General features: G+C 48.0%; 17 protein-coding genes. All 17 read left to right on the top strand.

Annotated features, from left to right (window positions below):
* Positions 1–33: 33 nt before the first annotated feature.
* The 17 genes from ACR0QN_RS02605 to ACR0QN_RS02525 all read left to right on the top strand — a co-directional run bounded on the left by ACR0QN_RS02605 (position 34) and on the right by ACR0QN_RS02525 (position 13,879).
* A complete protein-coding gene (locus ACR0QN_RS02605; RefSeq protein WP_432649635.1) occupies positions 34–954 on the top strand; it encodes an ABC transporter substrate-binding protein in 921 nt (306 codons plus the stop codon).
* Positions 947–1,948: a FecCD family ABC transporter permease gene (locus ACR0QN_RS02600; protein ID WP_432649634.1), complete on the top strand. Its 1,002-nt coding sequence runs from the start codon at positions 947–949 to the stop codon at positions 1,946–1,948. Before ACR0QN_RS02605 ends, ACR0QN_RS02600 begins: the two co-directional genes overlap by 8 nt.
* Positions 1,941–2,711, top strand: a complete 771-nt coding sequence (locus ACR0QN_RS02595; protein WP_432649633.1) for an ABC transporter ATP-binding protein — start codon at positions 1,941–1,943, stop codon at positions 2,709–2,711. The genes ACR0QN_RS02600 and ACR0QN_RS02595 overlap by 8 nt, the downstream gene beginning before the upstream one ends.
* 258 nt (positions 2,712–2,969) lie before the next feature.
* Positions 2,970–4,040, top strand: a complete 1,071-nt coding sequence (locus tag ACR0QN_RS02590; RefSeq protein ID WP_432649632.1) for a sulfate ABC transporter substrate-binding protein — start codon at positions 2,970–2,972, stop codon at positions 4,038–4,040.
* 28 nt (positions 4,041–4,068) lie between these two features.
* Complete coding sequence (gene cysT, locus ACR0QN_RS02585; protein WP_432649631.1) at positions 4,069–4,911, top strand: sulfate ABC transporter permease subunit CysT; 843 nt, start codon at positions 4,069–4,071, stop codon at positions 4,909–4,911.
* Positions 4,904–5,728: a sulfate ABC transporter permease subunit CysW gene (gene cysW / locus ACR0QN_RS02580; RefSeq protein WP_432649630.1), complete on the top strand. Its 825-nt coding sequence runs from the start codon at positions 4,904–4,906 to the stop codon at positions 5,726–5,728. The genes cysT and cysW overlap by 8 nt, the downstream gene beginning before the upstream one ends.
* On the top strand, positions 5,718–6,776 hold the full coding sequence (locus tag ACR0QN_RS02575; protein ID WP_432649629.1) for a sulfate/molybdate ABC transporter ATP-binding protein: 1,059 nt from the start codon (positions 5,718–5,720) through the stop codon (positions 6,774–6,776). The genes cysW and ACR0QN_RS02575 overlap by 11 nt, the downstream gene beginning before the upstream one ends.
* Positions 6,777–6,794: 18 nt before the next feature.
* Positions 6,795–8,030, top strand: a complete 1,236-nt coding sequence (locus ACR0QN_RS02570; protein WP_432649628.1) for an O-acetylhomoserine aminocarboxypropyltransferase/cysteine synthase family protein — start codon at positions 6,795–6,797, stop codon at positions 8,028–8,030.
* A 1-nt stretch (position 8,031) separates the two neighbouring features.
* Positions 8,032–8,892, top strand: a complete 861-nt coding sequence (locus ACR0QN_RS02565) for a 4Fe-4S binding protein (RefSeq protein WP_432649627.1) — start codon at positions 8,032–8,034, stop codon at positions 8,890–8,892.
* Complete coding sequence (locus tag ACR0QN_RS02560; protein WP_432649626.1) at positions 8,885–9,136, top strand: sulfurtransferase TusA family protein; 252 nt, start codon at positions 8,885–8,887, stop codon at positions 9,134–9,136. Before ACR0QN_RS02565 ends, ACR0QN_RS02560 begins: the two co-directional genes overlap by 8 nt.
* A gap of 1 nt (position 9,137) precedes the next feature.
* Positions 9,138–9,452 (top strand): thioredoxin, encoded by a 315-nt coding sequence (gene trxA, locus ACR0QN_RS02555; protein WP_432649625.1) that lies wholly within the window; start codon positions 9,138–9,140, stop codon positions 9,450–9,452.
* Between the two features lie 24 nt (positions 9,453–9,476).
* Positions 9,477–9,686, top strand: coding sequence for a sulfur carrier protein ThiS (thiS, locus tag ACR0QN_RS02550; protein ID WP_432649624.1), 210 nt, complete (start codon positions 9,477–9,479; stop codon positions 9,684–9,686).
* Between the two features lie 23 nt (positions 9,687–9,709).
* The gene (thiF, locus tag ACR0QN_RS02545) at positions 9,710–10,534 is read left to right on the top strand and encodes a thiazole biosynthesis adenylyltransferase ThiF (RefSeq protein ID WP_432649623.1); all 825 of its coding nucleotides are present in this window, start codon (positions 9,710–9,712) and stop codon (positions 10,532–10,534) included.
* A gap of 6 nt (positions 10,535–10,540) precedes the next feature.
* Positions 10,541–10,954, top strand: coding sequence for a M67 family metallopeptidase (locus tag ACR0QN_RS02540; protein ID WP_432649622.1), 414 nt, complete (start codon positions 10,541–10,543; stop codon positions 10,952–10,954).
* A gap of 22 nt (positions 10,955–10,976) precedes the next feature.
* Positions 10,977–11,909 carry a thioredoxin-disulfide reductase gene (trxB, locus tag ACR0QN_RS02535; protein ID WP_432649621.1) on the top strand — a complete coding sequence of 311 codons (933 nt, stop codon included), beginning with the start codon at positions 10,977–10,979 and terminating at the stop codon, positions 11,907–11,909.
* Positions 11,899–13,581, top strand: coding sequence for an adenylyl-sulfate reductase subunit alpha (locus ACR0QN_RS02530; protein ID WP_432649620.1), 1,683 nt, complete (start codon positions 11,899–11,901; stop codon positions 13,579–13,581). Before trxB ends, ACR0QN_RS02530 begins: the two co-directional genes overlap by 11 nt.
* On the top strand, positions 13,565–13,879 hold the full coding sequence (locus ACR0QN_RS02525) for a 4Fe-4S dicluster domain-containing protein (RefSeq protein WP_432649619.1): 315 nt from the start codon (positions 13,565–13,567) through the stop codon (positions 13,877–13,879). Before ACR0QN_RS02530 ends, ACR0QN_RS02525 begins: the two co-directional genes overlap by 17 nt.
* The last annotated feature ends 13 nt before the right edge of the window (positions 13,880–13,892 follow it).

Here is a 13,892-nt window from a genome sequence, read left to right as displayed (position 1 = left end):
GCTTTTTATTATAAAATGTAAAGGCGGTTTATTATGAAGAAATTATCATTCATACCTTTTGCTGCGGCAATGTTAATTATGCTTTCGGGCTGCGGGGAAAATAATGAGAGCAGGGAGACGGTTTACACCTTTACCGATTCCCTTAACAGGGAGGTTCAGGTCAAAAGCTTTGAGAGGACTGCCGTTCTTTCGGGAAGTCTGGCGGAGATATGGCAGCTTGCGGGGGGCGAGCTTTACGGCGTTACAAGCGACGCTGTGGACAGGGATACTCTCACGCTTTCGGACGATGTGAAGATTTATGGCGGTGTGCATATCCTTTCTGCTGAAAATATCATCGGGGACGGGGTGGACTTTGCGGTGCTTTCAAGCACTATTGCCGATCAGGTGGAGCTTGCGGATACTCTTGAGCCTGCGGGAGTTACCACCGCTTATTTTGATGTTGAGGATTTTGAGGACTATCTTTCCGCTCTGAAAATTTTTACCGATATTACCGGACGACCCGATCTTTATGAGAAAAACGGCGAGGCTGTTCGGGAACGCTGCGAGGAGGCTGTAAAGCGCTCGGAGGGTAAGGGTGAGCCGAAGATACTGCTGCTCAGAGCTTATTCTACAGGCGTGAAGGCAAGAAACAGCGATAATATGACGGGAAAAATGCTTGCGGACCTGGGCTGCGTAAACATTGCGGACAGCGATACCTCGCTCCTTGAGGAGCTGAGCCTTGAGGCTATTGTGAGAGCTGACCCCGATTTTGTATTCGTTACCACTATGGGTGCGGACGAGGAGGCTGCGGTGGCTTCATATGAGGCTGTTCTCGGCTCAAACAAGGCGTGGGAGGAGATGACTGCTGTTAAGAACGGCAAGGTTTATTTCCTGCCTAAGGATATGTTCCACTACAAGCCAAATGAACGCTGGGGAGAGGCTTACGAATATCTTGAGGGAATTTTGTATGAATAAGAAAAAGGCTTTTGCGCCAAAGCTTCTTATATGCTTATGTGTTTTGCTCCTTTCGGCGGTGCTGGGACTTTGCGCAGGCACTAAGTGGTTATCGCCTGTGAGTCTGGCGGCGGATATTTTTAGCCCCGGAATGTCTGCCGATGAGAGGATAGTGCTGTACATAAGGCTGCCGAGACTCATTGCGGCTATGCTTGCAGGGTCGGCGCTGGCGGTGTCGGGTGCGGTCATTCAGGCGGTGCTTGGAAATCCTCTTGCGGCTCCTAACATTATCGGAGTTAATTCGGGTGCGGGTCTTTTTACTGTGCTTTGCGCCTCTTTGTTCCCGACGGCGGCAGGGCTTCTTCCCGCTGCCGCATTTTTAGGTGCCCTTGCGGCGGTGCTGCTGGTTTACGGCATTGCTCGCAAGACAGGGGCTTCACGAATGACCATTGTGCTTACGGGAATTGGTGTTTCAAGTCTTCTGAATGCTTTCATTGACACGGTGACGGCGCTTTATCCCGATGTTATGGTGGGAGTGGCTTCCTTTAAGGCGGGGGGCGTTTCGGGAGTTAATCTTAACTCTCTTTTTCCTGCGTGGATATTTATCATCGCAGGACTTGCAGTCTCAATTATGCTGAGCCACGACCTTGATGTGCTTTCTCTCGGGGAAAATACCGCAGGAAGTCTTGGTATGAATGTGGGACTTGTGAGGTTTATCTGTCTTGTTGCGGCGGCGGTGCTTGCGGGTGCGGCGGTGAGCTTTTCGGGACTTATCGGTTTTGTTGGACTTGTAGTTCCTCATATTTCAAGAAAAATTGCAGGCAGCTCGGAGAATACCGCCGTGCTGCCCCTTTGCGCAGTCATCGGGGCGGCGTTCCTTGCTTTATGCGACATAATTGCAAGGACGATATTTGACCCTTATGAGATACCTTTGGGAATTGTGGTCTCTTACATCGGAGTGCCCTTTTTCTTATGGCTTCTTATCAGAAAAAAGGAGGCAAGGCATAATGCTTGAGCTGAAAAATGTGAGCGGCGGATATGGGAAACGCATTATTGTTTCGGACGTAAGCGCAGTTTTTCCCGAGGGCGGCATTACCTCTGTCATTGGCGCAAACGGCTGCGGCAAAAGCACGCTGCTGCTGCTGTGTGCAGGTCTTATGCCCTGCGCCTCGGGGGCGGTTTTTGCGGACGGGACGGATATTAAAAATATGACGAGAAATGCCCTGGCAAGGAAAATTTCCTATCTTGAGCAGATGAAAAATGTGGGCAGTATTTCTGTGAGGTCGTTGGTTTCTCACGGGAGATTTCCTTATCTTGGATATCCGAGGAGATATACGGCGGAGGACATTTCAAAGGTGGACGAGGCGCTTGAGCTGGCGGGAGCGTCGGACATTGCAGACTGTATGATGAACGAGCTTTCGGGCGGTCAGCAGCAGAAGGCACGCATTGCTATGACCCTGGCTCAGGACGCTGATATCATACTGCTTGACGAGCCGCTTACGTATCTTGATTTCAGGCACAAGCTTGAGATCTCAGAGCTTATTGCAAGGCTTCGGGATATGGGAAAGACCATTGTGACGGTAATGCACGACCCGGAGCTTGCTTTTAAATTTTCCGACAGGATCGCAGTTATGAAAGAGGGCAGGCTTATTGCATTTGACAGTCCCGAAAAAATAGCCTCGGGTACGGCTTTAGGTGAGGCTTTAGGCATTAAGGCGGAATATTGCGATAAAACGGGGCGGTATTTCTTTGACAGGACGGAAAAATTTGTCGATTAAGGATATAATTTTTGGGATTATTTGATTATTCTGTATAAAATTGCCAAAAGTATATAAAACCTATTGACATAGTAGGAATAACGTGATATAATATCGTTAGTCTTAAAAAAGACGGTAAAACTTGATTTTACGGAGCTGATATTATGATCGGTTATTTTGAAGGTCTGGTGAGAGCCAATTTCCGGTTCGGACGATGTTAATTAACCTTTTTCGGATCTTTGCTAAACACATATAAAAAACAGAAAGAGGTTATTTACTATGAAAAAGAATTTTAGATCATATATTTACAGATCACTTATTGCAATATCCGCTGCGGCTGTGGGACTTACTTCATTTGCAGGCTGCTCAAAGGCTGAGGCAAGCTCGGAGAGCGGTTCTGAGAGCAGTACATCGGGCGGAATTGTTACCCTGACAAATGTTTCCTACGACCCCACAAGAGAGCTTTATGAGGCTTACAACAAGGTATTTGCAGAGCATTGGAAAGAAACGACCGGTCAGGACATTGAGATAACTCAGTCCCACGGCGGTTCGGGCAAGCAGGCTCTTGAAGTTGCAAACGGTCTTGAGGCTGATGTTGTTACTCTTGCTCTTGAGTATGATGTGAACGCTGTAAGAGACGCAGGTCTTATCGAGGACGGTTGGGTAAGCGAATTTGCTAATGACAGCGCTCCTTACACATCTACCATTGTTTTCCTTGTAAGAAAGGGCAATCCCAAGAACATTCAGGACTGGGACGATATTGTGAAGGACGGTGTGGGCGTTATCACACCCAATCCCAAGACCTCGGGCGGCGCAAGATGGAATTACCTTGCGGCGTGGGCTTACGCAGACAAGCTTTATAACGGCGATGAGACTCAGATAAAGGAGTTTATTAAGAAGCTTTATCAGAACGTTTTGGTTCTTGACTCGGGCGCAAGAGGAGCTACCACCACATTCGTTGAGAACGGTCAGGGCGATGTGCTTCTTGCCTGGGAAAACGAGGCTTACTTATCCATCAAGGATTATCCCGATGATTACGAGATTATCACACCGAGTGTTAGTATCCTTGCTCAGCCTTCTGTGGCTATCGTTGACAAGGTGGTTGACAAGAGAGGAACAAGAGAGGCTGCTACAGAGTATCTGAATTACCTTTATTCCGATGAGGCTCAGAGAATTGCGGGCGACAATTACTACAGACCTTCAAATGAGGCTATTCTGAATGAGTATGCAGACGTTTTCGACCTTAATGTAAATCTTGTTACCATTGCGCAGTTCGGCGGCTGGGACGAGGCTCAGACAAAGCATTTTGCTGACGGCGGCGTATTTGACGAGATATACGAAGAAAAGTAATATTTAAAGGCGAGGCGTTAGCACGGTTATGAAAAGGTCAAACAAAAGAATTATTCCCGGTTTCGGGCTGTCAATGGGCGTGACCCTTGCGATACTCGGCGTTATCGTTCTGATACCGCTGGCGTCTCTTGTGATATTTACGGCTCAGATGAGCTTTAGCGATATTATCAAGACTATCACAAGAGACAGGGTACTTGCAAGCTTTGAGGTAAGCTTTCTGACTGCGCTTATTGCCTCGCTTATCAATGCTGTTATGGGCGTGGTGCTCGCCTGGGTTCTGGTGAGATATGATTTCCCCTTTAAAAGGCTTTTGGACGGTATGATAGAGCTGCCCTTTGCACTTCCTACCGCAGTCGCAGGCATTGCTCTTACCTCCCTTACGGCGGACACGGGTATTATCGGAAGCATTTTTGCAAAGTTCGGGATAAAGATAGCATACACCCGAATCGGTATCACGGTGGCGCTGGTTTTTATAGGCATTCCCTTTGTGGTAAGGGCGGTCCAGCCTGTTCTTGAAAAGCTTGACCCTTCTCTTGAAGAGGCGGCGGCTACTCTGGGCGCAAGCAGGCGCAGGACTTTCTGGAAGGTCATATTTCCCGAGATAATGCCTGCGGTGTTTACGGGCTTCGGGCTTGCTTTCGGAAGATGCCTGGGTGAATACGGCAGCGTGGTTTTCATTGCGGGAAATCAGCCCTTTGAGACGGAGATAACTCCTCTCATTATTATGTCGGAGCTTCAGGAATACGATTACGCAAGTGCTACGGCGATCGCACTTGTAATGCTTGCGGCTTCGTTTATCATTCTTTTCCTTGTTAATCTTATTCAGATAAGAAATGCAAAGATACTGAGGGGAGGCGGAAAGAGTGCATAAGGAATCAAAGGCAGTCAATTGGCTGCTTATCGGGATAAGCTTCTTCTTTATTTTCGTTATGCTTGTTCTGCCCCTTATTGCGGTAATTACCGAGGCTCTGAAGCAGGGATTTTCCGTTTATGCTGAGGCGATAACGGACAAATACACAGTCAAGGCTATGATACTTACTGTGGAGGCTACTCTGGCGGCTACTGCCATAAATACGGTTTTTGGTTTGTTTGCGGCGTGGCTCATTACAAAGTTTCACTTTAAGGGAAAGAAGCTTTTAGGTTCGCTTATTGATCTTCCCGTAACGGTGTCCCCCATAATCGCAGGTCTCATATTCGTGCTTACATTCGGCAGGCAGAGCCCCATTTATCCTCTGCTTGAGGAGCTTGACATAAAGATAGTTTTTGCAGTTCCCGGAATCATACTTGCAACTATTTTCGTGACTTTCCCCTTTATCTCAAGAGAGCTTATTCCCGTTCTTGAGGCGGAGGGTACTGATGAGGAAGAGGCTGCGGCTCTTATGGGCGCTGACGGATTCACCATTTTCCGGAAGATAACTTTTCCTCATATCAAATGGGCATTTTTATACGGCGTGGTGCTCTGCGCCGCAAGAGCAATGGGAGAGTTCGGTGCGGTTTCCGTACTTTCGGGTCATCTGAGAGGTAAGACAAACACATTGCCCCTTCACGTTGAGATACTTTTTAACGAATTCAAGTATGTGCCTGCATTTGCGGTCTCGTCAATTCTCGTGATGATGGCGATAATCATTCTTGTTATAAGAAGCGTTGTGGAATACATAGGAAAGAGAGAGTCGGAGAATGTACATTGAGCTTAAAAATATTAACAAAAGCTTCGGCAGCTTCAAAGCCTCCGATAATGTGAGCTTCGGCATTGAAAAGGGCAAGCTTATCGGTCTTTTAGGTCCAAGCGGAAGCGGAAAGACCACCATTCTCAGAATGATAGCGGGACTTGAAAATCCTGACAGCGGCGAGATAATCATTGACGGCAGGGTGGTAAACGATGTGCCTGCAAGTCAGAGAGGTATCGGCTTTGTGTTTCAGAGCTATGCGCTTTTCAGGTATATGACGGTTTATGACAATATTGCTTTCGGACTTAAAGTTATGAAGCAGGACAAGGAGCAGATACGGGAGAGGGTTATGGAGCTTGTAAAGCTTATCGGTCTTGAGGGACTTGAGAAGCGCTTTCCCAGTCAGCTTTCGGGCGGTCAGCGGCAGAGAGTGGCTTTTGCAAGGGCGCTGGCTCCTAATCCTCAGCTGCTTTTACTTGACGAGCCTTTTGCCGCAATTGACGCAAAGGTAAGGCAGGAGCTTCGCAGCTGGCTCAAGGATATGATAAGAAAGCTTGGCGTTACGAGCATTTTCGTTACCCACGATCAGGACGAGGCTATTGAGGTGGCAGACGAGATAATCATTACAAACAAAGGTCGGATAGAGCAGGTGGGCACTCCCGAGCAGGTCTACAGCTCCCCCGAAACGGATTTTACGGCTACTTTCTTCGGTCAGCCTGCGGTGGTTGAGGATTACAGCGGATTTCACACCTTTGAAAAGATCGAAAATGCAGACAAGGCTGTTATCCGTCCCGAGTTTGTTAAGATATTCAAGGAAAACGAGCCCCTTAAATTCAAAAGCTCCGTTTCCGAGGGGATCGTTGAGAGAACGGCGTTCAGAGGAAGCAGCGTTGAGATATCCGTCAGGGTAAACGGCGTTCTTCTTACCGCAAGGCGGGGATTTGACGAGCAGAGCGTTTCTGTTGGCGAAAAGGTCTACGTTTTCGTTTACCGAATGTTCGTCACTTCGGGCGGCAGGGCGCAGCTGCTTGAAAATGAGGCGCTCACGGAAGAATCCGTATTCATTTAAAAGGAAACCGGTGATAGTATGAATTTTAACACCGCTCTGCTTCATCAGAGCTTTGACGGAGAAAAAGCCACAGGCTCTACTCTTGTTCCCGTTTATCAGTCAAGCGCTTTCGCTCACGAGTCGGCGGAAAAGCTTGAGGCGGTATTTAACAACAAGGCTCCCGGATTTGCTTACACGAGAATAAGCAATCCTACCGTTGACTCCTTTGAAAAGCGAGTTGCCGCAATGGAAAAGGGGATAGGCGCTGTTGCCTGTTCCTCGGGTATGGCGGCGGTCACGATGTCGCTTTTAAACATCTTGGAGTCGGGAGACGAAATTATCGCAGGCTCGGCTCTTTTCGGAGGGACTATTGACCTTTTCGGTGATCTTGAGGCTTTCGGCATAAAGACCGTTTTCACCGACGAGGTCACGGCGGAAAGCGTGGAAAAGCTTGCTACAGACAGGACAAAGGCAGTCTTTACGGAGCTTATCGGAAATCCGAAGCTTAATGTTACGGACATAAAAGCAGTTTCCGAGGCGGCTCACAAACGTGGCATTCCCCTTATTATCGACAGCACCACCGCAACGCCTTATCTCATAAATCCTTTTGAGTTCGGGGCGGACATTGTCGTTCACTCCTCGTCAAAATACATAAACGGCAGCGGAAACTCCATCAGCGGAGTTATAATCGACAGCGGCAATTTCAAGTGGGACACAAAGCGGTACAAGGGCTTTGAGGAATATAAGAAATTCGGTAAATTCGCATATCTTGCTAAACTCAGAAACGGCATATGGAGAAATGTGGGAGCTTGTCTTGCACCGATGAACGCATATCTGAATTCTGTCGGACTTGAGACCTTAGGACTCAGAATGGAAAGGCTATGCTTTAATGCCAAAAGGCTTGCGGAATTTTTTGAGGAGGACGGCAGGGTAACGGTAAATTATCCTGCGCTTGATTCCAATCCATATCACGAGCTTACGGAAAAACAGCTGAAAGGAATGGGCGGTGCGATAATCACCATTAGGGCAGGAAGCAAGGAAAAGGCGTTCAAGCTTATTAACAGTCTTAAATACGCCTGTATAGCCACCAACATCGGAGATGTGAGAACCCTTGTTATCCACCCTGCAAGCACCATTTACACTCACAGCACCACCGAGCAGCAGGTAAATGCGGGAGTTTATGATGACACCATTCGCATAAGCGTGGGCATTGAGGATATTGACGATCTTATTGCCGATTTCAGGCAGGCTATTGATAAAACGGAGGTTATTTAATATGGCAGTCGATTATGCAACTCTTAAAAAGGGCGGATTTATGCGCCAGAAGCAGAAGAACAACTTCTCTTTGAGACTTCGTGTTGTGGGCGGAAATGTTACAGCTGCTCAGCTTGCGAAAATTGCTGAGGTATCGGAGAAATACGGCGACGGTCACGTTCATCTTACTTCCCGTCAGAGCGTTGAGATACCCTTTATCAAGCTTGACGATATTGACGAGGTAAAGGCGGCGCTTGCTGAGGGCGGTGTTGAACCCGGAGTATGCGGTCCTCGTGTAAGAACGGTCACCGCCTGTCAGGGTGAGGCTATATGTCCCTCGGGCTGTATTGATACCTACGCTCTTGCAAAGGAGCTTGACGAGAGATATTTCGCAAGGGAGCTTCCCCACAAGTTCAAATTCGGCATTACGGGCTGTCAGAACAACTGCCTTAAAGCCGAGGAAAACGACCTGGGCATTAAGGGCGGTATCAAGGTAAAATGGCGTGAGAGCGACTGCATTAACTGCGGCGTTTGCGAAAAGGCGTGCCGTGTGGGTGCGATCGAGATAAAGGACGGAAAAATTTCCGTTGATGAAGGTAAGTGCAATTTCTGCGGCAGATGCGTCAAAGCCTGTCCCACAGACGCCTGGGACGCTGTTCACGGATATATCGTTTCTTTCGGCGGACTTTTCGGAAACAGCATAAGCAAGGGCGAGGCTGTTATCCCCTTTATCGAGGACAAGGAAAAGCTTCTGAAAATATGCGACGCTGCAATTGAATTTTTTGCGGAAAATGCAAATGCCGGTGAGCGGTTTAAGTTCACCCTTGACAGGGTAGGCAGAGATAAATTTGAAAAGAAAATTCTGGAGGTTTACAATGGCTGATATAGATTTTAATATTGACGATAATGTGGATATTACCGATGTGGTTTGCCCCACAACCTTTGTAAAAGCAAAGGTGGCTCTTGAGGAGCTTGATGACGGACAGATCCTTGCGGTGAAGATGAATGACGGCGAGCCTGTTCAGAACGTTCCACGAAGCATTAAGGAAGAGGGTCACAAGATACTGAAGCTCATTAACAATGAGGACGGCACATTCACTCTCATTGTACAGAAGGTCGGTGACTGAGATGGCGGTTCGTGTAAGCGGAGATACCTTTGATACTGAGGTAAAAAATGCAGGAGGGGCTGTTATTGCGGATTTTTATTCCGACAGCTGCGTTCCCTGCAAAAGGCTTTCTCCTGTTCTTGCCGAGATAGAGGAAGAGCAGGGAGACAAGGTAAAGCTTGTTAAGATAAACATAAATTTCGATGCAGAGCTTGCTGAAAAATACGGTGTGATGTCCGTTCCCACACTCATATTCTTCAAGGACGGAGAGGAAGTTTCCCGCATAAATGGTGCGGTGAAAAAATCCGAGATAGTTTCGGAAATAGAAAAAATCTGACCATAATATAAGGAGAAAAATGCTATGAATATCACAGTTGCAGGAGAGAAAAAAGAGGTTAAGGACGGTCTTACCGTTGCACAGCTTGTTATTGACGAAAAGGTGGAGACTCCCGAATATGTTACAGTTACAATAAACGATGAATTTGTTGAGAGCGGCGCTTTTGAAAGCACCGTTTTAAAGGACGGGGACAGCGTTGAATTTCTGTATTTTATGGGCGGAGGTTCCCTTTAATTTAATAAACGGAGGAAACGAAAATGGCATTTACAAACGAACAGCTTGAAAGATATTCCCGTCACATAATCCTCAAAGAGGTTGGTGCAAAGGGACAGAAAAAGCTTCTTAATGCAAAGGTCCTTATCATCGGCGCAGGCGGACTTGGCGCTCCTGCGGCAATGTATCTTGCGGCGGCAGGCGTAGGCACTATCGGTATCGCTGATGCTGACGAGGTCGATCTTTCCAATCTCCAGCGGCAGATAATCCACTCCACCGCCGATATCGGCAAGGCTAAGGTGCAGTCCGCAAAGGAAACTATGGAGGCTATAAACCCCGATGTTACCGTCAAGACCTACCGCACCTTCGTTACAAGCGAGAACATTTCCAAGCTTATTGCGGACTATGATTTCATCATTGACGGCACGGACAATTTTCCTGCAAAGTTTCTCATAAACGACGCTTGTGTTATGGCGAAAAAGCCTTTCTCCCACGCAGGAATTATCCGCTTCAAGGGTCAGCTTATGACCTATGTTCCCGGACAGGGCCCCTGCTACCGCTGCGTTTTCAAAAATCCCCCTCCAAAGGACGCTGTTCCCACCTGCAAGCAGGCAGGCGTTATCGGTGCGATGGGCGGCGTTATCGGCAGCCTGCAGGCTATGGAGGCTGTTAAGTACATTATCGGTCAGGGCGAGCTTCTTACGGGATATCTGCTTACCTATGACGCACTTACAATGGAATTCCGCAAGGTTAAGCTTCCTTCGGACACTTCAAAGTGCGCTGTCTGCGGCGAGCACCCCACCATTACGGAGCTTATCGACTATGAGCAGCACGAATGCGACGGCGTTCATCTTACAAATGAGGACTGATTTCCTATGATAACCTTAAAAAGAGCTGATTTCAATACCATTCTGAAGCACGCAGAAAGCGTTCTTCCCGAAGAGGCATGCGGACTTATTGCAGGCGAGATAACCGAAAGCGGCAAGGAGATAAAAAAGGTCTATATCCTTACGAACATCGACCACTCCAACGAGCATTTTTCCCTTGACCCCAAAGAACAGCTTGCGGCGGTTAAGGATATGCGTGCAAACGGTCTTGTTCCGCTGGGAAACTGGCATTCCCACCCCGAGTCTCCCTCTCGTCCCTCCGAGGAGGACAAGCGCCTTGCATATGACAGCAAGGCAAGCTATCTTATCCTTTCGCTGATGGACAGGGAAAACCCCGTTCTGAACTCTTTTAAAATTACGGGGGATAATGCGGAGAATGAGGGTATAATAATTACGGAATAATTTTTCGGGGAATGATACTTAAATGATCTATGATACCATAATAATCGGAAGCGGAGCGGCAGGTCTTTCGGCGGCAATATATGCCTCACGTGCGGAACTGGACTTTATCGTTATCGAGAAGCTCTTTATGGGCACGGGGCAGATAGCCGAGAGCGAACGGGTGGATAATTACCCGGGGCTTTACGGCGAAAGCGGATATGACCTGGGCGATAAATTCCGCAGCCACGCAGAAGCGCTCGGAGCGAGATTTATCGAGGGTGAAGTCACAAAAATCGCTCCCCAAAAGGGAATATACGTCGTTTCTTTGGAGGACGGCAGCGAGTTTGAGACTAAGACTGTTATCTATGCCGCAGGTGCTTCTCACCGCAAGCTTGGCATAAAGGGTGAGGAAGAACTGTCGGGCAGGGGAGTTTCCTACTGCGCCGTATGCGACGGAGCTTTTTACAAAAACAAGGTGGCTGCCGTGATAGGCGGAGGAGATACGGCTCTCGGCGACGCTGTTTATCTTTCAAAGATAGCAAGCAAGGTCTATCTTATCCACCGCAGAGATGAGTTCCGTGCAAACAAGTCCCTTTGCAGAAAGGTGGCTGAGGCAGGAAATATTGAAACGGTGATGAGTGCTGTTCCCACCGAAATTATTGGAGAAAATCGTGTGGAGGGTATTAGGATCGAGCGTAACGGCAGGGAGGAAACGCTTGCTGTTAACGGAGTATTTGTGGCTGTTGGAACTGTTCCGGGCAGCGAGCCTTTAAAGGGCGTTGCAGATATGGACAAGGGCGGATATATCATTGCAGGAGAGGACTGCGTTACCTCGGCAAAGGGCATTTTTGCCGCAGGTGATGTGCGCTCAAAGCCTCTCAGGCAGGTAGTTACCGCTGCGGCAGACGGTGCAAACAGCGTATATTCCGCAGAAAAATATTTAAGCGAAAACGGAGGAGCTTTCCGTGAAATATGAAAAAATCAAAACCGACCTGCTTATAATCGGCGGCGGTACGGCAGGCTGCTATGCGGCTCTGACGGCTTCGGAAAATTCCGATGTTAAGATACTTATATGCGAAAAGGCGCATATCAAAAGAAGCGGCTGTCTTGCGGCAGGAGTAAATGCTCTTAACGCTTACATCACCGAGGGACATACTCCCGAGGATTATGTGGAATATGCCCGAAAGGACGCTGACGGCATTGTAAGAGACGATCTGCTTTATTCGATGTGCGAGCGCCTTAACAAGGTGACAAAGCGGCTTGAGGATATGGGTCTTGTTATCCTCAAGGACGAGAACGGTAAATATGTGGCAAGAGGAAACCGCAATATCAAGATAAACGGCGAAAATATAAAGCCCATTCTTGCTTCGGCTGTTGAAAAGCTGCCGAATGTTACCATACTGAACCGTGTTAATGTCATTGATTTTTCCGTTTCGGACAACAGGATAAAGGGTGCATTTGCAATTGGCATTGAAAACGACACATTTTATACCATTGAAGCAGACGCAGTTATCGTTGCCACAGGCGGAGCGGCAGGACTTTACAGACCTAACAATCCCGGCTTTTCAAGGCACAAGATGTGGTATCCGCCCTTTAATACGGGTGCAGGCTATGCAATGGGCATAAAGCACGGTGCAGAGATGACCACCTTCGAGATGCGCTTTATCGCTCTTCGCTGCAAGGACACCATTGCTCCTACAGGAACACTTGCACAGGGAGCGGGGGCAAAGCAGATAAATTCTCTCGGAGATGTATACGAGACGAAATACGGCCTTACCACCTCCGAAAGAGTTTACGGTACGGTTTGCGAAAACCTTGAGGGCAGAGGTCCCTGCTATCTGAAAACCGAGGGCGTATCTCCCGAAACGGAGGACTCGCTTATAAAAGCATATCTGAATATGGCTCCCTCTCAGACCATTAAGTGGATAGAAAGCGGCAGTAAAATTTCCGAGCAGAATGTTGAGATAGAGGGTACAGAGCCTTACATAGTCGGCGGTCATACCGCAAGCGGATACTGGGTGGACACAGCCCGTCAGACCACCATAAAGGGCTTATATGCCGCAGGAGATGTGGCAGGAGGCTGTCCTCAGAAGTATGTTACGGGTGCGCTTGCAGAGGGTGAGATAGCTGCCCTGTCAGCAGTAAAATTCATATCCGAAAGCAAGGCTTCTCCCATTGATGAGATTGAAATAAAGGCTCACAGTGCAGAGATCGAGGGATTTATGAGCAAGGGCACCTCTCCATTTACCGCAGAGCAGCTTGAGGAGGCTATGCAGACTGTTATGGACTCCTACGCAGGGGGCATAAAAACAAGCTACCGCTTTAATGAAAAGCAGCTTGACATTGCGGATATGAAGATACGGCAGATAGAAAAGCTGTCAGACAGACTTCACGCAGAGGATTTTCAGGAGCTTATGTACATATATGAGCTTCGTGAGCGGCTTACGGTATGCAGAAGCGTTATTGCACATCTGAAAGCCCGTCACGAGACAAGGTGGCATTCCTTTGCGGAAAATCTCGACTATCCACATAGGGATAATATAAACTGGCGCAAATATGTTAATTCCCGAATGGAAAACGGTGAGATAAAAATTATTCTCAGAGAGCTGACGGAGGAGGGACAGAGAACTTATGAGCATAGCAATTGACAAAAGCAAATGCATAGGCTGCGGAAAATGCCGAAATGTTTGTCCCGGCACTCTGATAAAGCAGGACGATGACGGGAAAGCTTACATAAAATATCCCAAGGACTGCTGGGGCTGCACCTCCTGCATAAAGGAATGTCCCGTATATGCCATAAGCTTCTTTCTGGGAGCGGATATGGGCGGCAGGGGCAGTATGGTGCATACCGAGAAAAAGGACGGTCTCCTGCGCTGGGTGATAGAAAGCCCCACGGGGAACGTTACCAATATCGACATCGACCCCAAGGAGTCAAATAAATACTGATATACGAAAGGCA

The organism is Huintestinicola sp. (genome assembly GCF_050874005.1).
Taxonomy (GTDB): Bacteria; Bacillota; Clostridia; order Oscillospirales; family Ruminococcaceae; genus Huintestinicola.
This window is presented reverse-complemented; position numbering and strand designations above follow the sequence as displayed.